The sequence below is a fragment of the Acinetobacter sp. NIPH 2100 genome, assembly GCF_000369805.1.
In the GTDB taxonomy this organism is placed as follows: Bacteria; Pseudomonadota; Gammaproteobacteria; order Pseudomonadales; family Moraxellaceae; genus Acinetobacter.
Window position 1 is genome coordinate 1,410,446 of sequence record NZ_KB850224.1, and the last position, 26,054, is coordinate 1,436,499.

At 40.6% G+C, this 26,054-nt stretch carries 28 protein-coding genes; 16 read left to right on the plus strand and 12 right to left on the minus strand.

Going from position 1 to position 26,054, the window contains the following annotated elements:
- The first annotated feature begins 153 nt into the window (after positions 1–153).
- A complete protein-coding gene (locus F887_RS11510) occupies positions 154–1,473 on the plus strand; it encodes an NCS2 family permease (RefSeq protein ID WP_004805960.1) in 1,320 nt (439 codons plus the stop codon).
- Positions 1,474–1,586: 113 nt separating this feature from the next.
- Complete coding sequence (locus F887_RS11505; RefSeq protein ID WP_005292965.1) at positions 1,587–2,585, plus strand: adenosine deaminase; 999 nt, start codon at positions 1,587–1,589, stop codon at positions 2,583–2,585.
- Between the two features lie 43 nt (positions 2,586–2,628).
- Here the strand turns inward: F887_RS11505 and F887_RS11500 are convergent, their stop codons facing one another.
- Positions 2,629–3,183, minus strand: a complete 555-nt coding sequence (locus F887_RS11500; RefSeq protein ID WP_005211622.1) for a cytochrome b — start codon at positions 3,181–3,183, stop codon at positions 2,629–2,631.
- 224 nt (positions 3,184–3,407) lie between these two features.
- On the opposite strand from F887_RS11500, the gene F887_RS11495 reads away from it, so the two are divergent.
- Both F887_RS11495 and rnhB read left to right on the plus strand, forming a co-directional pair.
- A complete protein-coding gene (locus F887_RS11495; protein WP_005292968.1) occupies positions 3,408–3,791 on the plus strand; it encodes a hypothetical protein in 384 nt (127 codons plus the stop codon).
- Between the two features lie 38 nt (positions 3,792–3,829).
- Positions 3,830–4,396: a ribonuclease HII gene (gene rnhB / locus F887_RS11490; protein ID WP_005292969.1), complete on the plus strand. Its 567-nt coding sequence runs from the start codon at positions 3,830–3,832 to the stop codon at positions 4,394–4,396.
- A 58-nt stretch (positions 4,397–4,454) separates the two neighbouring features.
- On the opposite strand, the gene csrA is transcribed toward rnhB, so the two are convergent.
- The 3 genes from csrA to alaS all read right to left on the minus strand — a co-directional run bounded on the left by csrA (position 4,455) and on the right by alaS (position 8,994).
- Positions 4,455–4,718, minus strand: coding sequence for a carbon storage regulator CsrA (gene csrA, locus F887_RS11485; protein WP_005151969.1), 264 nt, complete (start codon positions 4,716–4,718; stop codon positions 4,455–4,457).
- Positions 4,719–4,956: 238 nt separating this feature from the next.
- Positions 4,957–6,237 (minus strand): aspartate kinase, encoded by a 1,281-nt coding sequence (locus F887_RS11480; protein ID WP_005151971.1) that lies wholly within the window; start codon positions 6,235–6,237, stop codon positions 4,957–4,959.
- Positions 6,238–6,303: 66 nt separating this feature from the next.
- Positions 6,304–8,994, minus strand: a complete 2,691-nt coding sequence (gene alaS, locus F887_RS11475; protein WP_171067390.1) for an alanine--tRNA ligase — start codon at positions 8,992–8,994, stop codon at positions 6,304–6,306.
- A gap of 257 nt (positions 8,995–9,251) precedes the next feature.
- Between alaS and F887_RS11470 the strand changes: the two genes are divergently transcribed.
- The 6 genes from F887_RS11470 to F887_RS11445 all read left to right on the plus strand — a co-directional run bounded on the left by F887_RS11470 (position 9,252) and on the right by F887_RS11445 (position 14,565).
- Positions 9,252–10,277, plus strand: a complete 1,026-nt coding sequence (locus F887_RS11470) for a type I glyceraldehyde-3-phosphate dehydrogenase (RefSeq protein WP_005292973.1) — start codon at positions 9,252–9,254, stop codon at positions 10,275–10,277.
- Positions 10,278–10,318: 41 nt separating this feature from the next.
- Positions 10,319–10,621 carry a hypothetical protein gene (locus F887_RS11465; protein WP_005292975.1) on the plus strand — a complete coding sequence of 101 codons (303 nt, stop codon included), beginning with the start codon at positions 10,319–10,321 and terminating at the stop codon, positions 10,619–10,621.
- 67 nt (positions 10,622–10,688) lie between these two features.
- Positions 10,689–11,192 (plus strand): GNAT family N-acetyltransferase, encoded by a 504-nt coding sequence (locus F887_RS11460; protein WP_005292977.1) that lies wholly within the window; start codon positions 10,689–10,691, stop codon positions 11,190–11,192.
- A gap of 428 nt (positions 11,193–11,620) precedes the next feature.
- Positions 11,621–12,787 carry an ATP phosphoribosyltransferase regulatory subunit gene (locus F887_RS11455; RefSeq protein ID WP_005292980.1) on the plus strand — a complete coding sequence of 389 codons (1,167 nt, stop codon included), beginning with the start codon at positions 11,621–11,623 and terminating at the stop codon, positions 12,785–12,787.
- A gap of 60 nt (positions 12,788–12,847) precedes the next feature.
- The gene (locus tag F887_RS11450) at positions 12,848–14,167 is read left to right on the plus strand and encodes an adenylosuccinate synthase (protein ID WP_005292983.1); all 1,320 of its coding nucleotides are present in this window, start codon (positions 12,848–12,850) and stop codon (positions 14,165–14,167) included.
- A gap of 80 nt (positions 14,168–14,247) precedes the next feature.
- Entirely contained in the window at positions 14,248–14,565 is a 318-nt protein-coding gene (locus tag F887_RS11445) for a putative quinol monooxygenase (RefSeq protein ID WP_005292987.1), read from the plus strand.
- Between the two features lie 325 nt (positions 14,566–14,890).
- Here F887_RS11445 and F887_RS18735 read toward each other — a convergent pair whose 3' ends face one another.
- Positions 14,891–15,901 carry a helix-turn-helix transcriptional regulator gene (locus F887_RS18735; protein ID WP_032862812.1) on the minus strand — a complete coding sequence of 337 codons (1,011 nt, stop codon included), beginning with the start codon at positions 15,899–15,901 and terminating at the stop codon, positions 14,891–14,893.
- A gap of 212 nt (positions 15,902–16,113) precedes the next feature.
- Between F887_RS18735 and F887_RS11435 the strand changes: the two genes are divergently transcribed.
- The 4 genes from F887_RS11435 to F887_RS11420 all read left to right on the plus strand — a co-directional run bounded on the left by F887_RS11435 (position 16,114) and on the right by F887_RS11420 (position 19,861).
- On the plus strand, positions 16,114–17,664 hold the full coding sequence (locus tag F887_RS11435; RefSeq protein ID WP_005292992.1) for a circularly permuted type 2 ATP-grasp protein: 1,551 nt from the start codon (positions 16,114–16,116) through the stop codon (positions 17,662–17,664).
- 67 nt (positions 17,665–17,731) lie between these two features.
- On the plus strand, positions 17,732–18,334 hold the full coding sequence (locus F887_RS11430; RefSeq protein ID WP_005292995.1) for an alpha-E domain-containing protein: 603 nt from the start codon (positions 17,732–17,734) through the stop codon (positions 18,332–18,334).
- Entirely contained in the window at positions 18,331–19,110 is a 780-nt protein-coding gene (locus F887_RS11425; protein WP_005292998.1) for a transglutaminase family protein, read from the plus strand. The genes F887_RS11430 and F887_RS11425 overlap by 4 nt, the downstream gene beginning before the upstream one ends.
- Positions 19,111–19,126: 16 nt before the next feature.
- Positions 19,127–19,861, plus strand: a complete 735-nt coding sequence (locus tag F887_RS11420; protein WP_005293001.1) for a proteasome-type protease — start codon at positions 19,127–19,129, stop codon at positions 19,859–19,861.
- Positions 19,862–19,920: 59 nt separating this feature from the next.
- Here F887_RS11420 and F887_RS11415 read toward each other — a convergent pair whose 3' ends face one another.
- From F887_RS11415 to F887_RS11400, 4 genes are all read right to left on the minus strand, one after another.
- Positions 19,921–20,385 carry a DoxX family protein gene (locus F887_RS11415; protein WP_005293003.1) on the minus strand — a complete coding sequence of 155 codons (465 nt, stop codon included), beginning with the start codon at positions 20,383–20,385 and terminating at the stop codon, positions 19,921–19,923.
- Between the two features lie 62 nt (positions 20,386–20,447).
- Positions 20,448–21,521, minus strand: coding sequence for an alanine racemase (gene alr, locus F887_RS11410; protein ID WP_005293007.1), 1,074 nt, complete (start codon positions 21,519–21,521; stop codon positions 20,448–20,450).
- Between the two features lie 55 nt (positions 21,522–21,576).
- Positions 21,577–23,022, minus strand: a complete 1,446-nt coding sequence (gene dnaB, locus F887_RS11405) for a replicative DNA helicase (protein ID WP_004806002.1) — start codon at positions 23,020–23,022, stop codon at positions 21,577–21,579.
- Positions 23,023–23,142: 120 nt separating this feature from the next.
- Positions 23,143–23,478, minus strand: coding sequence for a winged helix-turn-helix transcriptional regulator (locus F887_RS11400; RefSeq protein ID WP_005293009.1), 336 nt, complete (start codon positions 23,476–23,478; stop codon positions 23,143–23,145).
- Between the two features lie 124 nt (positions 23,479–23,602).
- On the opposite strand from F887_RS11400, the gene F887_RS11395 reads away from it, so the two are divergent.
- Complete coding sequence (locus F887_RS11395) at positions 23,603–24,157, plus strand: NAD(P)H-dependent oxidoreductase (RefSeq protein ID WP_005293011.1); 555 nt, start codon at positions 23,603–23,605, stop codon at positions 24,155–24,157.
- Between the two features lie 89 nt (positions 24,158–24,246).
- On the opposite strand, the gene rplI is transcribed toward F887_RS11395, so the two are convergent.
- The 3 genes from rplI to rpsF are packed head-to-tail and all read right to left on the minus strand — an operon-like array spanning position 24,247 to position 25,328.
- The gene (gene rplI / locus F887_RS11390; RefSeq protein ID WP_005152015.1) at positions 24,247–24,693 is read right to left on the minus strand and encodes a 50S ribosomal protein L9; all 447 of its coding nucleotides are present in this window, start codon (positions 24,691–24,693) and stop codon (positions 24,247–24,249) included.
- 12 nt (positions 24,694–24,705) lie between these two features.
- Positions 24,706–24,933, minus strand: a complete 228-nt coding sequence (gene rpsR / locus F887_RS11385; protein WP_004278792.1) for a 30S ribosomal protein S18 — start codon at positions 24,931–24,933, stop codon at positions 24,706–24,708.
- Between the two features lie 11 nt (positions 24,934–24,944).
- Positions 24,945–25,328 carry a 30S ribosomal protein S6 gene (gene rpsF / locus F887_RS11380; RefSeq protein ID WP_005293014.1) on the minus strand — a complete coding sequence of 128 codons (384 nt, stop codon included), beginning with the start codon at positions 25,326–25,328 and terminating at the stop codon, positions 24,945–24,947.
- Between the two features lie 174 nt (positions 25,329–25,502).
- Between rpsF and F887_RS11375 the strand changes: the two genes are divergently transcribed.
- Positions 25,503–25,997 (plus strand): hypothetical protein, encoded by a 495-nt coding sequence (locus F887_RS11375; protein ID WP_005293017.1) that lies wholly within the window; start codon positions 25,503–25,505, stop codon positions 25,995–25,997.
- The last annotated feature ends 57 nt before the right edge of the window (positions 25,998–26,054 follow it).

Below are 26,054 nucleotides of genomic sequence, written 5' to 3' on the forward strand. Positions count from 1 at the left end.
AATTTATACATATCCTCTGTATCACAAGGGCAAAGCTGGCATATAGATTGCTTTTAGCCTTGTATACCTTTTTGTGTACATTCAAAAAAGATTGCAAACACAAACGTATAGATTTCACATTCTACGATCTTAGATTTCAACAGGTGCTATGTTATGACAACGCCTAATGCTTCGGCTGGTTTGTTAGAACGCTTATTTAAGCTGAGCGAGAACAAAACCAACTTTAGAACAGAAGTTCTAGCAGGTGTAACCACATTTTTAACGATGTGTTACATCATCATTGTAAACCCACTCATTCTTTCTGAAACCGGCATGGATCATGGTGCTGTTTTTGTTGCAACCTGTTTGGCTGCGGCAATTGGGTGTTTGGTCATGGGGATTATTGCGAACTATCCAATCGCACTTGCACCTGGTATGGGCTTAAATGCTTATTTCACCTATTCTGTCTGTTTGGGTATGGGCGTACCTTGGCAAACTGCACTCGCTGCAGTCTTTGTGTCAGGTTTGGTTTTCCTTGCGATTAGTTTCTTTAAAATTCGTGAAGCGATTGTCAATGCGATTCCAATGTCACTTAAATTTGCGATTGGCGGTGGTATTGGTCTATTCCTCGCATTAATTGCACTAAAAAATGCAGGCATTATTGTTGATAATCCAGCGACATTGGTTGGTTTAGGGGATATCAAGCAACCAACGGTTTTGTTGGCACTATTCGGCTTTTTAATGATTGTAGTTTTGCACCAATTTAAAGTTCGTGGTGCGATTATTCTCAGTATTCTTGTGGTGACTGCTATTGCAACAGCAATGGGCTTGAATGAATTTAAAGGCGTTGTCGGTCAAGTTCCTTCTTTAGCACCGACTTTTATGCAAATGGACTTTGAAGGTCTATTTACAGCCAGTATGGTTGGGGTGATTTTTGTCTTCTTTATTGTTGATCTATTTGATAGTACAGGGACATTGGTTGGTGTTTCGCACCGTGCAGGCCTTTTACAAGATGGTAAATTACCCCGTTTGAAGAAAGCATTATTTGCTGATTCAACGGCAATCGTTGCAGGTGCAGCATTAGGTACATCTTCAACCACGCCTTATATTGAATCAGCTTCAGGCGTTGCTGCTGGTGGTCGTACTGGTTTAACAGCAGTTGTAGTTGCTTTCTTGTTCATTGGCTGCCTGTTCTTGGCACCATTGGCTCAATCTGTTCCTGGTTTCGCAACAGCACCAGCATTGTTATTCATTGGTGTGTTGATGATTCAGGGGATCACCCATATCGATTGGGATGATATTACTGAAGCTGTTCCTGCATTTTTAACCATCGTATTTATGCCATTTACCTACTCAATTGCAGATGGTATTGCGATGGGCTTTATCAGCTACGCATTGGTCAAGTTACTGACAGGCAAAGCAAAGACAGTGCCTTATATGGTCTGGATTATTGCAGCGCTGTGGGTATTTAAGTTTGTTGCATTTGGTGGTTAAGTAATTTTTTATCATTTTCTTCTTGAGCTGTAGGTGTTTACAGCTCATTGTGAAGAGAGCCTAAAAGGGCGTTATTTCGGTAACACCCTTTTTTCTTTAGACGTGGAGTTAATATGAATCAAGTCGAGCTGATTCGTGCTTTACCCAAAGCCGAATTGCATGTGCATATTGAAGGGACTTTTGAACCAGAACTGATGTTTGCAATTGCACAGCGTAATCAGATTCAGATTCCTTATCAATCAGTTGAAGAAGTGAAACAAGCGTATAACTTTCATAATCTTCAATCATTTTTAGATATTTATTATGCAGGCGCGAATGTGCTTGTGCATGAGCAGGATTTTTATGACCTTGCTTGGGCTTATTTTGAGAAATGTGCCGAAGATCGTGTGGTGCACACAGAAATGTTCTTTGACCCGCAAACACATACCGAGCGTGGTGTTGAGTTTGCAACAGTACTTGCGGGTTTAAAACGTGCCTGTACGGATGCACAAACCAAGTTGGGCATTAGTTCTCAGTTAATTATGTGTTTCTTGCGTCATTTGAGCGAAGAAAAAGCATTTGAAACGCTTGAGCAAGCTTTGCCATTTAAAGATGACGTTATTGCAATTGGTTTGGATTCAAGTGAAGTTGGACATCCTCCTGCAAAATTTGAACGTGTTTTTGCCAAAGCGCGTGAAGCAGGCTTTTTAATCGTTGCGCATGCAGGTGAAGAAGGTCCACCAGAATACATTTGGGAAGCTTTGGATTTATTAAAAGTAAATCGTATTGATCATGGTGTGCGTTCTGAGGAAGACGAGCGTCTAATGGCGCGTTTAATCGCTGAAAAAATGCCATTAACGGTTTGTCCTTTGAGTAATTTAAAGCTTTGTGTGGTCAATGATATGGGCGAACACAATATTCGCCGTTTATTGCAAAAGGGCGTACAGGTAACGGTCAATTCAGATGATCCTTCATATTTCGGTGGTTATATGAATGATAACTTTGTTGCGATTCAGCAGGCTTTGGATTTAAGCAATGATGAATTAAAGCAATTGGCAATTAACTCTTTTGAAGCTTCATTTATTTCTGATGAAGAAAAGCAAAAGTGGATTGCAGAAGTGAAAAAGATCTAAATTAAAAAAACCGCGTAAAGCGGTTTTTTTTATGTCTTAAGTATTATTTGGGCTGACGCAACATGCTGAGCAAGACATTATCTTTATCGATCAGATGGTGTTTAATGGCGGCCAATGCATGTCCAGCAACCAATAAGCCCGCAAACCAAGAAAGATAAATGTGTAAGGGTTTAACAATTGCCAGTAATTCTGGATTGTCTTGTACTAAACGTGGAATTTCGAATAAATATAAAACTGGAGCAGGGTGTCCAGCACTCCAACTAAATAAACAGCCCGTAATTGGCAGAGCGAGCAGCATTAAGTACAGGAATAAATGTCCAACATGTGCCAACATTTTCATTGTCGGTGACATGGTGTCTGGTAATTCTGGTGCAGGGTGGGTGTAGCGCCAAAAAATACGGATCACCACTAAGAAAATAATGGTTGTGGCTATATTTTTATGTAGGGTAATAACGGTTCCCTTGAAGCTACCATCAACGTCATAGCTGAGAAAGTTGCCACTGTAAAAGCCAATCAGCCAAGCAGTGATAAAAATTGCAGCCATGAGCCAATGTATAACTTGTGCCGTACGCGTGTAATATTGTGCTGAGGTTGGCATTGCAACATCCTGGCTTTGTTATAGATGGGTGTTTTTAATTCTAGTTAGCCCTTGTTCTTTCTCATATATCGGAAGTGTAACGGAGCGTTTTATGCGTAGAACGTTCATTGTTGTCTAAATCATTTATCATTGTTTAATTATGTAAATATGAAGCTGAGTCATATCATAAAAGCCGTCATTTAGGCACAATACGCCTGCCAAAATTTAGATACAGGATAGAAATTATGAAAAAGTTGGTACTTATTGTTGCCCCTGTCGTTTTAGCTTTGAGTGGTTGTGTTACCCCAGATGGAAATAACTCAGCGGGTACAACTTCACAGCAGTTAGGTATGGCAGCGTTAAAAGTTGCTGTAAATGCGAAATGTATTAATGAGATTAATACACTACCAGCGTGGAAAACAGCGACACGTGTAATGACAGCAGAGCAGCGTGACAATATCCAAACTGAAGTGTGTGGTTGTGTTAGTGAAAAAGCGCCAAACAGCGTCACTGCAGTTGAATTGGCAACAGCTGCCATTGATCCAACAGCACGTGCGACGATTGTGACTCAAGTCGTTTCTCAAACTGTAAACGCATGTGTAGCTGAAACGTTCAAGAAAGCCGGTTAATAAGATAAGGCTGAGTCATCAGCCTTTAGAGATTTTATATGAAAGTTGCTGGTGTAGATGAGGCAGGGCGTGGACCTTTAGTAGGTTCCGTTGTTGCAGCTGCAGTTATTTTAGATCCGAATAATCCGATTGAGGGTTTAAATGATTCTAAAAAGCTGACTGAAAAAAAACGGGAAAAACTGTTTTTAGAGATTCAGGAAAAAGCTTTGGCTTGGTCCATTGCCGAAGCAACACATGCTGAAATTGATGAGTTTAATATTTTACAAGCGACTTTTCTTGCGATGCGTCGTGCAGTTGAAGCATTAAACACTCAGCCTGTCAAAGTGATTGTGGATGGCAATCAGATTCCAAAGGGAATCACTATTCCTTGTGAAGCAATTGTTGGTGGTGATGCCAGCCATGCAGAGATTAGTGCTGCTAGTATTTTGGCGAAAGTCACACGTGATCGACAAATGTATGAGTTAGATCAGCAATACCCAGACTATGGTTTTGCTAAACATAAGGGATATCCAACCAAAGCACATTTTGAAGCGATTGCGGCCCATGGTGTGATTGATCAACATCGTCGTAGCTATGGACCTGTAAAGAAGGCTTTAGGCCTATAAAAAACAATTAAAGCGACTAAGAATAGTCGCTTTAATTTTTGGAGAAGCACACGGGGTATTAACGATTGAAGTTATTATTTCGAGGAAAATCGTTATTATCTTCTTCAAAAGAATGTTGAAAATCTTGATCAAGATGTTGCAGATGCTCATGCATGGCACGTTCATGTTGGATACGTTGGTAAATTTCCTCACGATGCACAGAAACTTCTTTTGGAGCATTTACACCAATACGCACCTGATTGCCTTTTACGCCAAGCACAGTAACACTGACTTGATCCCCAATCATTAATGTTTCTCCGACACGACGGGTCAGAATCAGCATGTTTATCTCCTTGCTAAACGCTTAAACTTGCGACAGGGAATTCATTGTTCGAAAGCACAGCTTAATATACAGAAAATTCTAACAGAAATATGTAAAAAACATTTTTTTTCGTAAGTTCTGTGAGAATCATCTTTACAACCTCAAGGCCTAATATAACAGAGCCACTATAAAAAAAACTATAGTGGCTCTGTTTTTTTTCTTATTTACTTGCGAGTAAATATGTTTAAGCAGCTATTAATTAAGCACGTACACTGCTTTCGCCATGTTCACGATCCAAACCAAAAGCTGTATGTAAACAACGAACTGCTAGCTCTAAGTAATTTTCTTCAATGATCACAGAAATCTTAATTTCTGATGTAGAAATCATGAGAATATTAATGCTTTCTTCAGCCAATGCAGTAAACATTTTGCTTGCTACACCCGCATGAGAACGCATACCTACACCAACGATAGACACTTTTACGATGTCATCACGCGTCACAACTTCACAACCTTCGATACTGTTGGCTGTTTGATCTAAAATTGCTTTTGCTTTTGCTAAGTCATTACGATTTACAGTAAAAGTAAAATCAGTTGTGCCATCTTCTTCAACATTTTGGATTATCATATCCACTTCAATGTTTGCATCACTGATTGGTGACAAGATTTTAGAGGCAATACCTGGTTCGTCAGGAACACCCAAAATTGTTAATTTTGCTTCGTCACGGTTAAATGCAATACCTGCGATGATTGGTTGTTCCATATCGTCTTCTGCCTCAGTCGTAATTAGTGTGCCTACGTTTTGTTTGAAATCTTCATCAAATGCACCATCGTCATCATTATCAAAGCTTGATAACACGCGTAGTGGAACTTGATATTTGCCTGCGAATTCAACAGAGCGAATTTGTAAAACTTTTGAACCTAAAGATGCCATTTCAAGCATTTCTTCAAAAGAAATGCGATCAATTTTCTTCGCTTTTGGTGCAACACGCGGGTCAGTGGTGTAAACACCATCAACATCGGTATAAATTTGGCACTCATCTGCTTTTAATGCTGCTGCAAGTGCAACACCAGATGTATCAGAACCGCCACGCCCTAAAGTTGTGATATTGCCATTGGCATCAAAACCTTGGAAACCAGCAACAACAATGACACGACCAGCATCTAAATCATTGCTCATCACATCAGTATCAATCGATTCGATACGTGCTTTGGTAAACGCGCTGTCCGTTTTAATACCAACTTGACGACCTGTATATGATTTAGCTTCTACACCAATTGAATTCAGTGCCATCGCTAACATGGAAATCGTTACTTGTTCACCCGTTGACACCATTTGATCTAATTCACGTGGGTCAGGGGTGCTGGTAATGGCTTTGGCAAGCGCAAGTAAGCGGTTGGTTTCACCACTCATTGCTGATACAACCACGACCACCTTGTGACCATGATCATGCCAACGCTTGACACGATGAGCAACATTTAAAATGCGCTCAGGAGTACCCATAGAGGTACCGCCATATTTTTGAACGATTAATGCCATAGTTGTTCCATATAAGCCATGACCCTGAGAGGCATCAGGGTCAGTTACACAAAAGTGAAGTCTTTATTATTGCTCAAGCCAAGCAGGTAATGCTGCGATGACTTGATCAAACTTCTCGTTAAGTGGCGCGCCACCTTGTGCTAAGTCAGGTTTACCACCACCTTTACCACCAAGCTCTTGAGCTAAATGTTTGATGATGTCACCTGCTTTTAGAGTTGCAGCGTATTGTTTAGCGACGGAAGCGATTAAACTCACTTTATCACCTTCAACACCAGCTAAAATAATGACTGCATCTTCTAATTTTGATTTTACGCTGTCATGAAGATTGCGTAATGATTTGGCATCTAAACCTTTTACCGATGTGATCAGCGTTTGACGGCCAGCAATTTCCTTTACTTGATCTAAAAGTTCAGCTGCTTGGAAGCTCGCTAACTTTTGATTCAATTGTTCGATTTGCTTTTGTAGACTAGAAGCAGTTTCAACAATCGCTTCAACTTTCTCTACAGTTTGGTCTTTTTGCGCTTTCAACAAACCGTTGATGGTTTGGATATCAGTTTCTGTTTTTTGAACAACTTCAAGCGCCTTGGTACCAGTCACGGCTTCAATACGACGAACGCCCGCAGCGACACCACCTTCAGAGGTGATTTTGAAGAGACCAATATCACCAGTACGCTTAACGTGAATACCACCACACAGTTCGATAGAGAAGTTTTTCTCTTCAATAATAGAACCCATAGACAGTACGCGAACTTCTTCGCCATACTTTTCGCCAAACAGCATCATTGCGCCTTTGGCTTTCGCAGATTCAATATCCAGTAATTCAGTCGTTACAGGGCTGTTGGCAATCACTTCAGCATTGACTAAACGCTCAATCTGTTGCAACTGTTCAAATGAAACAGGTTGGTCATTGGCAAAGTCGAAACGTAAAATGTCACTCGCAACCAAAGAACCTTTCTGTTGAACATGTTCACCCAGAATTTGACGTAAAGCAGCGTGGAGAAGGTGAGTGGCAGAGTGATTACGTGCTGTTGCAGCACGAATATCTGCTTTAACGGTTGCTTCAACATTTTGAGTTGCTTTCAGGCTACCCATGGTCACGATACCTTGATGAACAAAAGCACCACCAGATTTTTTAGTATCTTGTACTTCAAAGATACCTGTATCGTTTTTGAATAGACCTGTATCGCCGATTTGACCACCGCTTTCTGCGTAGAAAGGGGTTTGGTTCAATACGATAAGGGCTTCATCACCTTCATTGATTTCATCAACTTGAACGCCATCTTTATAGATCGCAACAATTTGACCTTGGCCTTGAGTTGCATCATAGCCATCAAATTGAGTTTCACCTTCAACTTTTACGATGCTGTTATAGTCAACCGCAAATTTACCTGCATCACGTGCACGCTGACGTTGTGCCGCCATTTCAACTTCGAAGCCAGCTTCATCAATCGTAAGATCACGTTCACGCGCGATATCAGCCGTTAAATCAGTTGGGAAGCCGTAAGTATCATAAAGTTTAAATACGGTTTCACCTGGGATGACATTGCCTTTCAGTTGAGCCAATTCACCTTCGAGTAATTTCAAGCCTTGCTCAAGTGTTTTGGCAAATTGCTCTTCTTCTTTAAGCAGTTGCGCTTCGATGCGTGCTTGCTGTGCTGCTAGTTCAGGATAGGCTTCACCCATCACTTCAATCAGCGGTTGTAACATCTTATAGAAGAACGAACCTGTTGCACCCAATTTGTTGCCGTGACGTACTGCACGACGAATGATACGACGCAACACATAGCCACGACCTTCATTTGAAGGGTTTACACCATCGGCAATCAAGAATGAACATGAGCGAGCATGGTCTGCAATCACTTTTAAAGATGCTGGATATTCAACAGGTTTATTCTGTGCTTTCGCTTCAGCTTCAATTGCAGTGGTATCTAGACCAATGATTTCAGCTGCCGCTTTTAATAAGTGCTGGAACAGGTCAATTTCGTAGTTTGAATTAACATGTTGTAAAACAGCAGAAATACGCTCCAAGCCCATACCTGTATCAACAGAAGGTGCTGGAAGAGGGTGCATAACACCATCCGCAGTACGATTGAACTGCATGAATACGTTGTTCCAGATTTCGATGAAACGATCGCCATCTTCTTCTGGTGTACCTGGTAAACCACCCCAAATGTGATCGCCATGGTCAAAGAAGATTTCAGAACACGGACCACAAGGGCCTGTATCGCCCATTGCCCAGAAGTTATCTGATGCGTATTGTCCGCCTTTGTTATCGCCGATACGGATAATACGATCTGCGTCTAAGCCAATTTCTTTATTCCAAATTTCAAACGCTTCATCATCGGTATGATAAACCGTTGCATATAAACGATCTTTTGGCAGTGCTAACCATTGTTCACTGGTCAAGAATTCCCACGCAAATTTAAGTGCGTTTTGTTTGAAATAATCACCAAAAGAGAAGTTACCCAACATTTCAAAGAAAGTGTGGTGACGTGCGGTATAACCGACGTTGTCGAGGTCGTTGTGTTTTCCGCCTGCACGGACACATTTTTGTGATGAAACTGCGCGGACATAGTCGCGTTTTTCTAAACCTAAGAAACAATCTTTAAACTGGTTCATACCAGCATTGGTAAACAGCAAAGTTGGGTCGTTGGCAGGAACGAGAGAACTCGAAGCAACACGTGTATGGCCTTGCGATTCGAAATAACGCAAAAAGGCTTCACGGATTTCAGCTGATGTCATAAAGCGAGTACTCACAACCAAGACACTCCATAATTTTGAATTTGGCTATATGCAACAAAGTCCGTTGTTTTTGATGTTCTACAATCGAACCCATTGCGTGGCATAGATTTTAAAGGTGCTAAATTATAACGGAAAATACGCCCCTCACCAACGATTTTACAAGCAATATCATATAAAACTGTGTTTAAGCTAAAAATCTATATTCAACAACGCGCTTGATGTTTTACCATATAGCATAGAAAAGATGATGTTTTTATGAATAAGGACCCTACATGCAACGTATCGCTATCAATGGATTTGGTCGAATTGGTCGAAATGTATTACGTGCATGGTTTGAAAGTCCAAAACAGTTTCAATTTGAAATTGTTGCCATCAATGACATTGCCGATGTGCAAACTTTGGTGCATTTGTTCAAGTATGACACCACACATGGTCGTTTTGCAGGACAAGTTCAAATTCTGATTGAAAATGAACATATTTTTCTCAGTATTCAGTCCAATCAACGTCAATTAAAGCTACAGGTTTTTAAGCAGGCTCAGCCTGAGTTATTGCCTTGGGCAGACTTAAACATAGATGTGGTACTGGAATGTACGGGTTTATTCCGTTCACGTGCTGATGCGACTCGCCATGTTGAGGCAGGCGCGAAGCGTGTCATTATCGGTGCCGCGCCTTTTGACTCAGTTGATGCTGCCATTGTCTACGGTGTCAATCATGCTGAGGTAAAAGCCACAGATCAAATTATTTCCAGTGTGTCTTGTACTACTCAGGCTTTGGTTCCCTTGGTCAAAATCATTGATGATGCTTTTGGTATAGATACTGCATTAATGACGGAAATCCATGCAGTCACAGCAGATCAATCAGTATTAGACCATGCACATCGAGATTTACGTCGTGCACGTGCGTCAGGTCAAAATATTATTCCAACCACATCGAGTGCCTTAGGTGCATTAAAACAAGTCATGCCAAAAATGGAAGATCGTATCGATGGTTATTCGATTCGTGTACCGACCATTAATGTGGCCGCGATTGATTTAAGCTTTGTTTCGCATTCACCCATTACCGTGCATAAAGTGAATGAAGTTTTGAGCAAAGCAGCTCAGTTTGATTATGCACAGATTATGCAGGTGACGGATGAAGATCTCGTTTCAAGTGATTTTAATCATTCGCCATATTCATTGATCGTCGATTTAACGCAAACCATGGTGGTGGGACATCAAGCGAAAGTATTTGCGTGGTATGATAATGAATGGGGATATGCAAATCGTTTACTGGATCTGTGTGAATCATTTTGTGATTAATTGTTTAATAAAATATAAAAAATAATGTGGAGTAATAGTTGATGTTGATTTGGGGATTTATTGCTGTTTTATTGGCGGCGGTTGTATTTTTATTCTGGTTGCAGTTTAAAAATGTAGAAGTACAAAACCAAGATGTTCAAGTTTTGCAACTTGAGGAAAAAGTTGTGCATTTAGAACTACACCTGAAAAAGAGTTTGGAAATCATGCAGGATTTGGCAAAGAAAATGCATGTGCAACAGGAAGTGCTTGATAGAACTGTGGCCAATATTGCGGCTTTAGAAAAGCAAAATGTTGAAATGGTAAATTTACTAGAAATTGTCGTAAAAGGCGGAAAAGGAAATTAATACATACAAGCTAATTTCTGAAAATCTTTTATAAAAATTCAGATTCACGATCAGTTCGAGGTATTTAGTGAGCTCAAACTTAAATGAAGTGGTGGTTCGCCTCACGGTAGAAGAAGACTGGAAAATTCTTCAAACGATTCGTTTAGAGTCTCTCTTGGATAGTCCAGATGTTTTCGCTGCTCATTATGCCGTGGTAGAGAAATATAGTGAATCAGAATGGCGTGATCGTGCGTCACACAATAGTAAATATCACTATTTCTTAGCAATAGTAGGGACTCGTGCAGTAGGTATCATTGGTGGAATCCGAAATGCTGTCCATGAGTTTAACTTAGTGGCAATGTGGGTGAATCCTGAGTTCCGTGGTCGCGGTGTAGCCGATCTTCTCATTTCTGCGATTAAGAATTTAGCAATTTCTAAGGGGCACTCCAGGATTGTGTTAAGTGTATCTCCACATAATTCGCGAGCAGTCGGTTTATATTCTAGGCATGATTTTGTGTTTATACCCGAATGGGAATCTTTAGCGCTTAGTTCTGGTGAAAGAAATCAAAAAATGGAATGTGTCACTTTTTAAAAACTTAAGAACAAGTTCTTAGGTTTTTAATCCTATTCTTATTTTTATTTAAGTAACTGATACGTGGTTGAGAATTTCGAAAGAGGCTATTTTTGCATTCAATACAAAAGAAATGAAATCAGTACTGTAAAAAACTAAATCTGATTAATTGGAAGCAGGGGGATCGTTCAGATGTTGGGCAGTTCTTTGGCTTAAGAACATCGACTACTCTTGCAAATGATTGATCTCAATTTATTGAATCTATTCGTTAATTTTATAAAAAAGTTTTGATGTGTGGTTGATGGAACAATAAAGATTTATTCAAATTCGAAGGTGCATCGCAGAAATCTTCGTGCTACACTACGCTGAATCGGGCATTCACCCGATTTTTTTATGTGGTTGCTTTTTGTGTGGATGCTTCCACATTGAACAGATTTTAGGTTTGGAACATGGCCATTTCAGAGACATGGTTGCTCCCTGACGGGGTAGCAGATGTATTGCCAGAACAAGCGCAAGTTGTTGAAACATTGCGTCGAGAAGCTTTAGATTTCCTCGCAGTTCGAGGTTATCAATTGGTGTATACGCCATTTATTGAATACATCGAATCGCTCTCTCTACTTTCAGAATCTAATCAAGATTTAGATTTAGTTACCTTCAAAGTGATTGATCAACTTTCTGGTCGTTTACTCGGTGTACGTGCGGATATGACACCGCAAGTGGCACGTATTGATGCCCATGTTCGACCAATTGAAGGCGTGGCACGTTATTGCTATGCAGGTTCAGTTTTACATACTAAACCACAGAATTTTAATGCAACACGCGCACCGTTACAGTTAGGTGCAGAGTTGTATGGTCATGACAGCATCGAAGCTGATGTTGAAATGATCAATGTCATGTTGGCATTAATTGAACATACCCATACTTTAGAGGGTGCTCATTTAGATTTAGGTCATGTCGGTTTATTCCGTAGTCTGGTTAAACGCGCTGGTTTAAATAAAAATACCGAAAGTGAACTTTCTGATTTATATCAGCGTAAAGCTTTCCCAGAGTTAGAAGAATTCACTCAAGATTTAGCAATGGGTGCGGATTTTTATGCTTTAGGTCGTTATGCAAGTGACTTAAATGCATTAGAAACGCATTTAAGCCAAGATATTTTAAATGATGCTGATTTCAAAAATGCATTAGATGCATTGAAATCTACATTCGTGCAAATTCAATCTCGTTGGTCGAATCTGAACATTGGGATAGATGTGGTTGAATTACGCAGCTATCACTATCATACAGGTTTGATGTATGCCATTTATGCACCAAATCGTGCAGCGCCACTGGCTCAAGGTGGGCGTTATGATGGGATTGGTGAGCATTTTGGACGTGCACGTCCAGCAACAGGATTTAGTTGTGATTTATATGCTTTAGGCGCAACACAGTTTGTTGAAATTAACACTGTAGTTGCTCCTAGAGGGAATGACCAAGATTTATTCAATGCAATTGCAGAGGCACGTAGCAAAGGTTTGCGTGTCGTGCAGTTGTTAGGTCATGACGATTTAAGCTCAGTGCCTTATGCGACCCATAAAATGGTGTCTCAAAACGGCCAATGGGTGATTGAAAAGATTTAATTGCTAAGTTGCTTAACGACTTAGTTTCCAATTTTAACAGCATGATGTAATGAGGCTATTATGGGCAAAAATGTTGTGGTACTTGGTACCCAATGGGGCGACGAAGGAAAAGGTAAAATCGTCGACCTGCTCACAGATCAAGCGGCTGCGGTAGTTCGCTATCAAGGCGGACACAACGCAGGTCATACGCTTGTCGTAGGTGGTAAGAAGACTGTATTACACCTCATTCCATCAGGTATTTTACGTGAAAACGTATTGTGCTTAATCGGGAATGGTGTTGTTCTTTCTCCTGAAGCCCTAATTAAAGAAATGGCAATCTTAGAAAGCGAAGGCGTACCTGTTAAAGAGCGTTTACGTATTTCTCCAAACTGCCCACTTATTTTGCCAAACCACATCGCGCTTGACCAAGCACGTGAGAAAAAACGTGGCAATGCAAAAATTGGTACAACAGGTCGTGGTATTGGACCAGCTTACGAAGATAAAGTTGCACGTCGTGCTGTACGCGTAGCAGACTTGATTCGTGGCGGTGCGTTACTTGAAGCACAACTCAAGGAAATGCTTGAGCTTCATAACTTCCAATTGTCTCAATTTTATGGCGTTGAAGAAGTTAAGTTTGAAGATGTGCTTGCGCTTTGCAATGAATGGCGTGAAGTCCTTGCACCATTAGTCATCGACGTGACGAAAGTGTTACATGATTACCGTAAAGAAGGTAAGGCAATCATGTTTGAAGGTGCGCAAGGTTCATTGCTTGACATCGATCATGGTACTTATCCATTTGTAACAAGCTCAAATACCACTGCTGGTGGCGTGAGTTCTGGTTCAGGTATGGGTCCACTTCATTTGGACTATGTATTGGGTATTACCAAAGCCTATACAACGCGTGTAGGTGCGGGTCCATTCCCAACTGAGTTGCACTATGATGCTGCGACAGATACAGGTGATGCAATTGGTCGTCATTTAGGGACTGTGGGTCACGAGTTTGGTGCATCTACTGGTCGTCAACGTCGTTGTGGTTGGTTCGATGCTGAAATTCTGCGCCGTTCTGTTGAAGTGAACTCGTTGTCTGGTATTTGCTTAACTAAGCTTGATGTATTAGATGGCCTAGAAGAAGTTAAAATCTGTGTGGGCTATGAAGATGTCGATTCAGGCTGTGCAGGTTCTTCTGATGCGATTTCATTCGAAAGCTTGAAGCCAATCTATGAAACCATGCCTGGTTGGAGTGATTCTACTGTTGGTTTAACTCAAATTGATCAACTTCCTGCAAATGCGTTGGCTTATGTACGTCGTATCGAAACTTTAATTGGTTGCCCAATTGATATCGTTTCAACAGGTCCTGATCGTGCAGAAACGATTGTATTGCGTCATCCATTTTCAGCATAAGCTGAGTCGATGACAAAAAAGCTCTCAAATTTGATTTGGGAGCTTTTTTTATGGCGGTTATTTAGAAAAAGAGGTGAGAGATGGCTTTGAAATTGATTGCTGAAGACTTTATCCAGCCAGACTGTATCGACAGCGTTTTACCGCTTTATCAAGAACTTGTCGAAAAAACTCGGACTGAAGCTGGATGCATTGCCTATGATCTTTATCATGATCATAAACAGATAGGCCATTTTGTTTTTATTGAAGAGTGGGTTGATCGTTCAGCATTAGAGCGACATGTGCAGTCTGAGCATTTTCAGCGCTTAGTGCCTCAAATTGATCAGTATCAAACTCAGGCTGGACGTTTTACCCATCTACATGGTTTCGAGACATTATTGCCAAACAAAGAAGATCAATAATTTAATTTGCGATCACTGAACAGTAATAGCAAAAAAACAGCTTTTGATTCCAATCTTTGTTATTTCACAGCCTAAAAAATCCTCGTTATATTGGCTTTACGTTCAAACAAAGAGGGTTTAATCATGACGAAAAAGAGAATCCGCTACAATGGCTATGAATTGGCGTGCCGATGTTAATTTAAATCGAAGCGCTTAAAAAGGTACAAACCAATTTTGATCAAGGCGGGGAGAGAGGTTGGTTTGAACATTTAAACAATAAAAATAAATCTGAGTGTTTGATAATAAAATATATAAAAAGTCGAAGAGAACCGAAAGGTTCTCTTTTTTATTGAGGTGTTTCCTCAATCTCTCTCACTGCGTTATAGGCTGCAGCAGGTTCGATATTCAGAATTTTTTTACCAAAGCTTCTGAGCCACCATACCAGTTGTGAAGTAAACGGAACGGTTGCGGATACTTCAACAATGTTTTCTTCCACATGCTGGATGATTTGATCCTTACTGAGTTGACTCTCGTAGAAGCTTTTTGCTGTACTTTCCGTCATGGTGAGCTTTAAATGAATCAGTTCAGTTGGTTTGTTATAGTCAACGCGGAAACCAAGAGCCCCTGATTCAATATAATTATCAATTTCAAAGTTCACAGGATGTAAGGCGCGACTATCCAAGACTGTTGCTGCTTTAAAGCGGTGCAAAGCAAAGGTTTGTACTTCGGTTTTATCGTTTCGGGTACAGATTAAATAAATCACTGCACCTTTTTGAACCAAAGCCAGTGGATTGAGGATATAGGTCTTATCTTCGCCTTGATGAGTGCGGGCACGATAAATACATTCGATTTGTTTATCTTGTAACAAACCTTCGTAAATCGCTTGTTGCGCATGTTTGTCTACGACTGGCGGAATCAATGGTTGTGTGGCAGGCACAATACGAACACGGTTGATCCATTGGCGAACATTGTTCTGTGTCGATAGGCTGCGCTTGGCAAGATCAAACCAAGGGGTCATTTCTTCTAATAGGCTTGGTGGGAGCAAGTGACGTAAATGTTCTTCAACCATCATAAAGGTGACCGCCTGTGAACTGGTCATATGCGGCAAACTTTGAATGGGTGCATCTGAACGCCAACGCCAGCCTTGCGGTACGGTCTTATTACTCTCAATCGGGAAGCGTTGTGCAATCTGGTTTAAATCACGCTGGATGGTACGCAGACTGATATCAATGCCTTCGCGTTCTAATATTTCTTGTAATTCACGGGTGCCCATCCATTTCCCAGTCGAAAGGCGGGATAAAATTTGCCATTGGCGATAAAGGCTATTAGATGTTTCTTTTTCTTGTACGGATGACATAAGCGAAATACGTAATTCAATGGTCTAAAGCAGACACAATAAAAAAACTATACTTAATTATCAAGTCCATCCTATCCAGATTACGTATTTACGACTGAAATGACCCTAGTTTTGCTTAAATATTCTAAGTCTGGTTGAAATTTGATCATTTTATATAAGTGGCATTGAAATTGCTTTTATTAGATATAAATAAATGATGAGACGAGGTTTCTATGTCAGAACAAGAACACAACCTACATGTCAGCACAGATTATTATACGCCAGAACAAAATGCAGCGGTCTCCGTTCATACGTCTACATTTATTCCACAGCTTGAGGTGACGAAAAATTTATTTGAACAGCTTAAATCTCAATTTTTCAATGAAATGCTGGATGACAAAAGTTTTAACGGTGAAGCTTCGAAAAAAATTGAACAATGGTTGAGTATTCGTAGTCTTGATGATTTAAAAACACTGGAAGCACAAGCGAAACAGCATTTTCTTTATCAAGGGATTACTTTTAATGTTTACGGTGATCAAGAGGGCGCGGAACGAACCATTCCTTATGACCTTATTCCACGAGTGATTGAAAAGAAACAATGGGAAAAGATCGCGACAGGTTGTGCTCAACGGGTCAAAGCACTGAATTTATTTTTAGATGATATTTATCATGGGCAACATATTTTAAAAGAAGGCCTCATTCCCGCTGAGCAAGTGATTGCGCATGAAGCATTTCAGCCGCATATGTTGAAACATCAGCTTAAAGGAAAAATCTATTCACAAATTAGTGGCATTGATATTATTCGCGATGGCCAAGGGGATTTCTTTGTACTGGAAGATAATTTACGTACACCCTCTGGTGTGTCTTATATGCTGGAAAGCCGAAAAATCAGCCAGAAATTGATGCCTGATTTATGTAGTAGCAATAATTTACAAGGGATTGAACAATATCCGAGTTTATTAAGGGCGATCCTAGAAGAAAATGCTTATGTGGATCAGCCTTTGATTGTGGTATTAACGCCTGGACGCTTTAACAGTGCCTATTATGAGCATTCCTTTTTAGCACGTGAAATGGATGTATCGCTCGTGACCAGCCGCGATCTATTTGTCGAGGACGATAAAGTTTTTGTCAAAACCATCCGTGGTCGTCAGCAGGTTGATGTGATTTATCGCCGTGTGGATGATGAGTTTTTAGATCCGCTTAGCTTTAGACCTGATAGTACTTTGGGTGTGCCTGGGCTGATGTCTGCATATTTACAGCACAATGTTGTGATTGCCAATGCACCGGGAACTGGTGTGGCGGATGACAAGTCTATTTATCCTTATGTCGATCAAATGATTCAATTCTATTTGGGCGAAGCGCCAATTTTAAAGAATGTGCCGACCTATCAATGCCGAGATGCCGAGCAACTCGATTATGTGCTCAGTCATTTGGAAAAATTGGTGGTCAAAGAAGCTCAAGGCTCTGGCGGCTATGGCATGCTAATTGGGCCGCAAGCTGATCAAGAACAAATTGATTGTTTTAGACAAAAATTGATTGAAACACCACATTTATATATCGCACAACCAACTTTGGCACTATCGGTTGCACCAACTTTGACCACAGAGGGGGTTGCGGAGCGACATATTGATCTGCGTCCTTTTGTTTTAAGTTCACCCTACCGTACTGAAATTGTGCCAGGCGGTTTAACACGTGTCGCCATGCAAGCAGGTTCACTTGTGGTTAACTCTTCTCAAGGTGGAGGAATTAAAGATACTTGGGTCGTTGAGAGCTTACGTTCTTAAACCATATTTCTCGGCCCTCCAGTGAGGGTGGGGAATGATGTTGATATAAAGAAAAGGGAGGAGATTTATGCTTTTACTGAGTTCAAGTGCTCAACATATTTATTGGTTAGGACGTTATCTATTTCGTATTGCGCATGTCGCAGGGCAATTACCTTTTGCCGATGATCAGCAAGCTTCCAAGTTCGCTCAGGCGCTTTGTTTGCATATTGAGGATGCGGAGAGCTTAAATCAATTTATGTTAGATCGGCAGCAGCCCTATTCGCTGTTGAGTCAGCTTGAGATTGCTCGGGACAATATTCAGGAGCTACGAGGACTATTGACTGCCCAAGGCTATGCAGAACTAAATTATTTGATTAAAACTACAGCATCGGACGGACTGGCGATTCAAGAGGTGGTGCAAAACTGTTGTGATATTCTGAAAACTGAGCAAGAAGATGTCTTTCTATTTTTTCATATCGGGCAATGTGTTGAGCAAATTGATACTTATTTTCGGTTTCAGCACAATACGCATGCGGTGTTTGATGCAATCGATCCAACCATTGAGCGCTTATATCATTTGGGATGGCAAGACTTGCAACCGTGTTGGGAAGCATTAAAACAGCAGCCTTATTTAAATCAGTTTTATGCATTTACCTATAAATTGGAAAATCAATTTGAGGCATCCTCATGAAACTTATGGTGAATCACCAAACGCATTATCAATATACTGAGATTGCGCGAAATAGTGTTCAATCCATCAAAATGATGCCACAGAGTTCGAGGCATCAAAGTGTTGAAAATTGGCATATCAGTGTCCCTGGGCAATATTCATGTCAGCGAGATGCGTTTAACAACTTATGGATTACCGCAACACAACGCCATGATTATCGTTATTTGACGATCATGGCTCAGGGTGTGGTCGATTTATATGCAACTGAATTGGGGCATGTCGAAACTGATGTTTCGCCGCTGTTATTTTTACAGCGTACCGCAATGACCTGTTGTGATCTGACCATGACTGATTTTGCACAGTCTGTCGTTAGGGTCAAAGATCGACAACATTTAATTGTTTTAGCAGAAAAAATTCTCCAACAAGTGCCTTATTTACCAGAAAGTACCTCTGTGACAACCTCGGCGATTGATGCCTTTTATGCGGGTCAAGGGGTGTGCCAAGACCATGCACATATATTAATTGCCATGTGTCGTGCGTTACAATTACCAGCACGTTACGTTTCGGGCTATATCTACGATGAAAATCAGCCACACCTCGCCAGTCATGCATGGGCAGAGGTTTTTGTGGATAATGAATGGTATTGTTTCGATGTAAGTAACCAGATATTTACACCTCAAAATCATATATACGTTGCAGTTGGCCGTGATTATTTAGATGTGGCGCCTGTGCGAGGTATCCGTGAGCAAGGTGGGGTGGAAAGTATGATGTCTGTGGTGCAGGTTTTGGCGTGTTGAATGTAAAGAGAGAAAGATGACCTATTGTTGCGCATTACGATTAGAGCAGGGTTTGGTATTGATTAGTGATACCAGAACCAATGCAGGGGTCGATCATATTTCTGTATTTCGCAAATTGCATACCTTTGGAGTGGAAGGCGAGCGTTTTATTGCGCTACAAACATCGGGTAATTTAGCAACGACTCAGGCTGTGATCGGGCATTTGCAAAATGCTTTGGCGCTGCACCAAGAACCCAATTTATATAGTGCCAATACCATGTTCGAAGTGGCTGAGCTGGTGGGTAAAACCTTACGTAAAGTGCTTGAAGATATTACCAGCGATACGCAAGAACAGATGAATTATTCCTGTAGCATCTTGGTCGGCGGGCAGATTCAAGGCGAAGAAATGCAGCTGTATAATGTGTATCCGCAGGGCAACTTTATTTGTGCAACCATTGATACGCCTTATTTTCAGATTGGTGAAAGTAAGTATGGAAAACCGATTTTAGATCGTGCCTTGTACTATGATATGCCCTTAGATGATGCTCTACGTTGTTCACTCATATCTTTTGATTCAACTTTGCGATCTAACGTTTCAGTCGGCCTACCTTTAGATGCCTTGGTTTACCATAAAGACAGTTTTATAATTCCAGAAGGTAAGCGTATTGGTGAAGATGATCCTTACTTTACCCAAATCAGTAAACAATGGTCTGAAACCTTGCGCCGCGGTTTGCAAGAGTTGCCAAAACCAACTGCTGACTATGGTTTGTAAATCGTAATTAACCTTTAAAGCCGCTGAAAGTAGGTTTTGAAGGTTTAAATTTTATGCGTTTAGCGGATTTTTCTACTCAGAATGCGATCCAGCGACAGGATCGTTGGTCTAGATGTAATGAGGACCGCCAAAAGAAACATGTACAGCAAATCGTGAATATAGAACAACCAACTCAACCAACTAATGGGATCTAGGCCGCTTGGAATGGTATGAATGCCAACGGTATATAACGCTGTTAGACAAATCATCCACAAGAAAATACTGCTGATCTGCGTCAATAATCCGACAATTAGAAATAAACCTGCAAGCATTTCAGTGGTTGAAACAAACGTACTCATGATTTCAGGAAATGGAATGCCTGCATCAATGATCGTTTCCAGCATAATCAGTTTATTTTTTTCAACGAAAAGCTTATTGAAGCCTGTGGTGAAGAAAAAAATGCCGATCGAAATTCGGATCAGAAACAGAACCAATTGCTGGATCGGCATTTTATAAAGCGGATTATCGTAAATTAGTTTGAACATGCTGAATCGGATGGGTTAAAACCCCTATTAGAGGTAAAACCCAAAAATTGATCAAGTCATGTTTAGTTATCTAATTGACGTCTTGGGCGTTGGGTGAGGCGGCAAAGTAGCTCGTAGCCGATGGTTCCATTCGCGGCAGCAACATCATCTACTAAGCGAGATTGGCCCCAAAGTTCAACTTTTGTACCAATTTCAGCTTGCACATGACTGACATCAATCGCGATCATGTCCATACTGACACGACCAACAACGGGGACCAGTTGTTGGTCGATGGCAACAAAGTTTTGTTTGATATACGCACGTGGATAGCCGTCACCATAGCCAATCGAAACAATCGCGATCTCTGTCGGACATGTGGCTGAATAGGTTGAACCATAACCGACAAACTCACCTTGTTGAATCTGATTCAGTGCAATGATTTCGGCACTAAAGGTCATGACAGGCTTTAGATCGAGTTCATGTACGTTTTTATCGGCAAAAGGTGATGCGCCGTAAAGCATGATACCGGGACGAACAAAATCAAAATGCAGTTCAGGATATTTATAAATTGCGGCAGAATTACAGCATGATACTAAAATAGGTTCGCAGGCCTGTTTTACCTGTAAAAACTGTTGTTTCTGCTGTCCATTCAACGGATGCTCTACATCGGCATTGGCAAAGTGCATGGCGAGGACACAGGTAAAACCTTCAGCTTTTAAACGTTGAATCACACTGATAATTTCAGTCACTTTAAAGCCTAAACGGTTCATTCCGCTATTCAGTTTGACCCAGACCTTTAAACCTAAAGCGTTGTAAGCTTGTTTATGCTGAATCAGCCATTCGACTTGCTGCGCATGATGGACAATACATTCAAGTTTCTGTTCAATAACTTGTGTCATTTCATCTTTAGCAAATACACCTTCAATCAGGGTAATGGGTTGAGTATATCCCAGTTGCCTGATCTCCAAAGCTTCTTCTAAACAGGCGACACCAAAAGCGTCCGTGGCCTCTAAGGCGGCTAAACAGTTTTTAACTCCATGTCCGTAAGCATTGGCTTTGACCATACTGACGATTTTTGAATGTGGAGCCAGTTGTTTAACACGGTTTAAATTATATTGCAGTGCTTTACTGTCAATATAAACTGTAGCTTGGCGCACCCTGCGTTCTCCTTTGGGTCGACTTGAAACATATAAAGCAGGAATAGTTTAGATATTATTCGTCATCTTCATACTGAGCGTAGAACTCAGGTGACAGATTACTAAAACGGGTATATTGACCTTCAAATGCGAGACGTACGCTACCAATCGGTCCGTTACGCTGCTTACCGATAATGATTTCAGCAGTACCAGCTTCTTTAGATTCTTTGTTATAGACTTCATCACGGTAAATAAACATGATTAAGTCGGCATCCTGCTCGATCGCACCTGATTCACGTAAGTCTGACATAACAGGACGTTTGTTTGGTCGGTTCTCCAAACTACGGTTAAGCTGAGAGAGTGCAATGACAGGACACTGCATTTCTTTGGCCAAAGCTTTTAAGCTTCGTGAAATTTCCGAGATCTCGCCGACACGGTTATCACCCATACCAGGGACTTTCATGAGCTGCAAATAGTCGACCATGATACAGCCGATTTTCCCATCATGCATTTTGGCCACACGACGCGCACGTGCACGGAGTTCGGTTGGTGGCAGGGCAGATGAGTCATCGATATAGAGATGCATTTCTTGTAGCTGGAGAATGGTCCCAGTGACTTTGGTCCATTCGTCTGCATCGAGATTACCTGAACGTAGATGCCCTTGATGGACTTTACCCATGGCTGAGATCAAACGCATGGCAATCGAGTCTGCTGGCATCTCCATAGAGAATACGAGAGCAGGTAAGCGGTTATATTGCAGTACACTTTCAACCAAGTTCATGGCAAATGTGGTTTTACCCATCGATGGACGTGCTGCAACAATAATCAAATCTCCAGCCTGCATACCTGAGGTTTTATTATCGAGTTCCAAGAAGCCTGTGGTTAAACCGGTAATGTTGCCATCTAATTTAGAAAGCTCATCCAGCTTGGTAATAACATCTGCGGTGACCGAGCTGATGGATTTAGGTCCTGAATCTTTTTTATTGTTATTGTGTTGTTCCGCTAAAGAGAAAATACTGGTTTCGGCCAAGTCTAGAATTTCACTGACAGGACGGCCTTTGGTGTCATAGGCATTTTGTAAAATATCACTGCTGATCTTGATCATGTTACGCAGAGTTGAGAACTCCTTGATTTTATTTGCATAAATTTCAAGGTTGTAGAAGCTTGATGGAGAGTCTGCCATCAATTGCATCAAGTATTCTTCACCACCAATTGCATCTAGCAGGTTTTGTTTAAGTAACCAGTCATTGACCAAAACGGCATCATAAGGTGAGTTTTCTTGTGCCAGTTTTTCGATGGCACGATAAATATATTTGTGACGTGTCGCATAAAAATCATTTTCCTTGAGTAAGTCACTGACCTGCTCAAATGATTCAGCAACTGTCATTAAAGCGGCCAAAACAGCTTGCTCAATGGCAAGGTTATGAGGTGGGGTGCGGAATTCTTTTAGTTGACCTGAGTCACTCACTTTACTCTCTGTGTTTGGAGAATTTTTTGTAAAATTGGCATTCGCCTGTGACATAACAAGACCTAATAAAAAGATGGAACAAAACCGAGTGACTATCTTAATCCAAATGGAGGTCATCGGGACAATTTAATTCAGTGAAAATTGTGTAAGTGGTGAAAAAGTGTGGTTTAGATTTTAGAGTCGATTTGAAGCTCCCCATTGGCACATCATGTCTAAAAGTGGAATTAAGGAGAGTCCTCGTTCGGACAGGCTATATTCAACTTTGGGTGGAATTTGTGGATATTCATTTCGAATAATCAGTTGATCTTTTTCCATCTCTTTTAAGGTAAGGCTTAAGGTCTTAAAGGAAATATTGCCGATTGAGCGTTTTAATTCATTGAAGCGCATGATGGGTTTATGTTGATAAAGCCAATACATGATGATCATTTTATATTTGCCATTGATTAAGGTAAGTGTGTATCCAAAATCAGTTTGTTCTAAGTCGATATGGGCTGGGGCGCAAGTTTCCATCATTCTCTACTGACACTAACTTTTAGTCTAGTATATAACCATAATGACTGTACTTAAATTATCTCTAGTATGCTTTTATAATCGACTCACCACTATAACTGAACGATCGATGGAGTCTATTGAAATGAAAAAAACGCTTGTGATTGTTGCTCATCCTGACATCAATAATTCCATAATAAATAAATGTTGGATTGAAAAATTACATCAATATCCAGAGCAGTTCACTGTACATGAGCTTTACCAAAATTATCCAAATGCTCAGATTGATGTGTTAAAAGAACAGGCTTTAGTTGAAGCACACCAAAATCTAGTATTTCAGTTCCCAATGTATTGGTTTAACTGTCCACCATTATTAAAACAATGGTTGGATGATGTACTCACTTATGGTTGGGCTTATGGTTCAGCAGGGAATCAGTTAAAAAATAAGAAAATAACACTTGCAGTATCGACTGGGAGTAAAGCACATGATTATTCAGTGGATGGCCGACATCAAATGAGTTTAGAAACTTTGTGTGCTCCTTTTGAATTGACTGCTCGTTATGTCAAAGCTGATTATCAGCCTGTTTATGCTTTTTATGGAATGGAAACCCAGCCGGAGGAGGGCGAGGTTTTACCTACAATCAATGATGTTGAGCAAAGTGCAGAGGACTATGCGAAATATTTATTAGCAATGCATTAACGATGTTTTATACGAGATATATTTTTTAAAACAGGATCATTAGACATAAAAAAAGAGCATGTAAAACATGCTCTTTTTCTTTGCAGAAATTACTCAGATACGATAGTAACGAGAACTTCAGCAACAACATCATGATGCAATTGGATTGCGATGTTGAACTCACCAGTGTGACGAAGCGCACCGTTTGGTAAACGAACTTCTGCACGGTCTACAGTAAGACCAGCATGAGTTAAAGCGTCAGCGATGTCACGAGTACCGATTGAACCGAAAAGTTTACCTTCATCACCAGCTTTCGCAGTGATTACGATATTAACTTCGTTCAATTGTTCAGCACGTGCAGTTGCAGCAGCTAAGATGTCAGCTTCTTGTTTCTCAAGTTCAGCACGACGAGCTTCAAAAGCTGAAGTGTTAGCTTCAGTTGCAGCTACTGCTTTACCTTGAGGAATCAAAAAGTTACGACCATAACCAGCTTTAACTGATACTTTATCGCCTAATTTACCAAGATTTTTAATGCGTTGTAATAAGATAACGTCCACAGCTCACCTCACTTACTTATGGTTGTCAGTGTACGGAATCAAAGACAAATAGCGAGCTTGTTTAATAGCTAACGCTAATTGACGTTGATAACGAGCTTTAGTACCTGTAATACGGCTAGGAACAATCTTGCCGTTTTCAGTGATGTACTGTTTCAAAGTGTCGATATCTTTGTAGTCGATGTACGTAACGTTCTCAGCTGTAAAGCGGCAGAACTTGCGACGACGGTAAAAACGTGCCATTGATGTTCTCCTTATTCAGCTTCTTGAACTACGTGTTGTGCTTCTTCACGTTGAGCTTTACGCGCACGTTTTTCTTCAGCACTTTTAGCAAGCAAAGATTCTTCAGTGATTGCATTTTCACGGCGAATAATGATGTTACGAATAATTGCATCGTTATAACGGAACAATTCTTCTAGCTCATCAAGAGTCGTTTGACCACATTCAACATTCATAAGAATGTAGTGTGCTTTGTGAATTTTGTTAATCGGGTAAGCCAATTGGCGGCGGCCCCAATCTTCTAAACGGTGAATTTGACCTTCAGCTTCTTTGATCTGAGAGATATAGCGTTCAACCATACCTACAACTTGATCGCTTTGGTCTGGATGTACCAGTAGTACGATTTCGTAGTGACGCATTGTCAGCTCCTTACGGTTTAAGCAGCCCCTAATTAAAAATAATTAGAAGCAAGGAGTCATAACTAAAAAGTTATGTCGCAAATTGCGAAGCGGGGATTATATGCAAATTGACGCTATAAAGCAAATTTGCCATAGTCTTTACGAGATATTTTTAAAATAAAACTGGGCATAAATATGCAACAACAATTTTTAGAAACAGTGGCTTTGATTGAGACGATTTTACAGTCAAGCAGTGAGGAGGCATATTCAGACGTTTTTGAGCAGTATGATGGCGATATTTATCAGGTTTTAATGATTATTGACTGGCGTGAAGAAGACGAGGCGATTATTAAATATTGTGAAAATATATTACGAACAGATCATTTACGCGCAGAGACGCTTAGTGCAGAGAATCAGCAGGGCTTTACGATTAGCATTTATTATCAAGATAAAACATTGATTATTCCTTATCAGGATAAGGGGGCGGATCGAGATACAACCTTGAAGGCACTCAACCAAATTTTGCAGCCGGATTATGAAATCCGTTTTTGTGCACCTTCAGATGGTTCGGATACATTGGAATTTTTACCTTTACCCGCATCTTTGTGGCAAAAATTAGATCAGAAATATACGAACAAGATGAATCAAATATTTAGAAGCTTTGAGCAAGATAGTGTGTTTTTTGGTTAGAAAAAACTGTATCGCAAATTTATTTTGGTTTTAAAATAGATGGATGACGATGTGTCA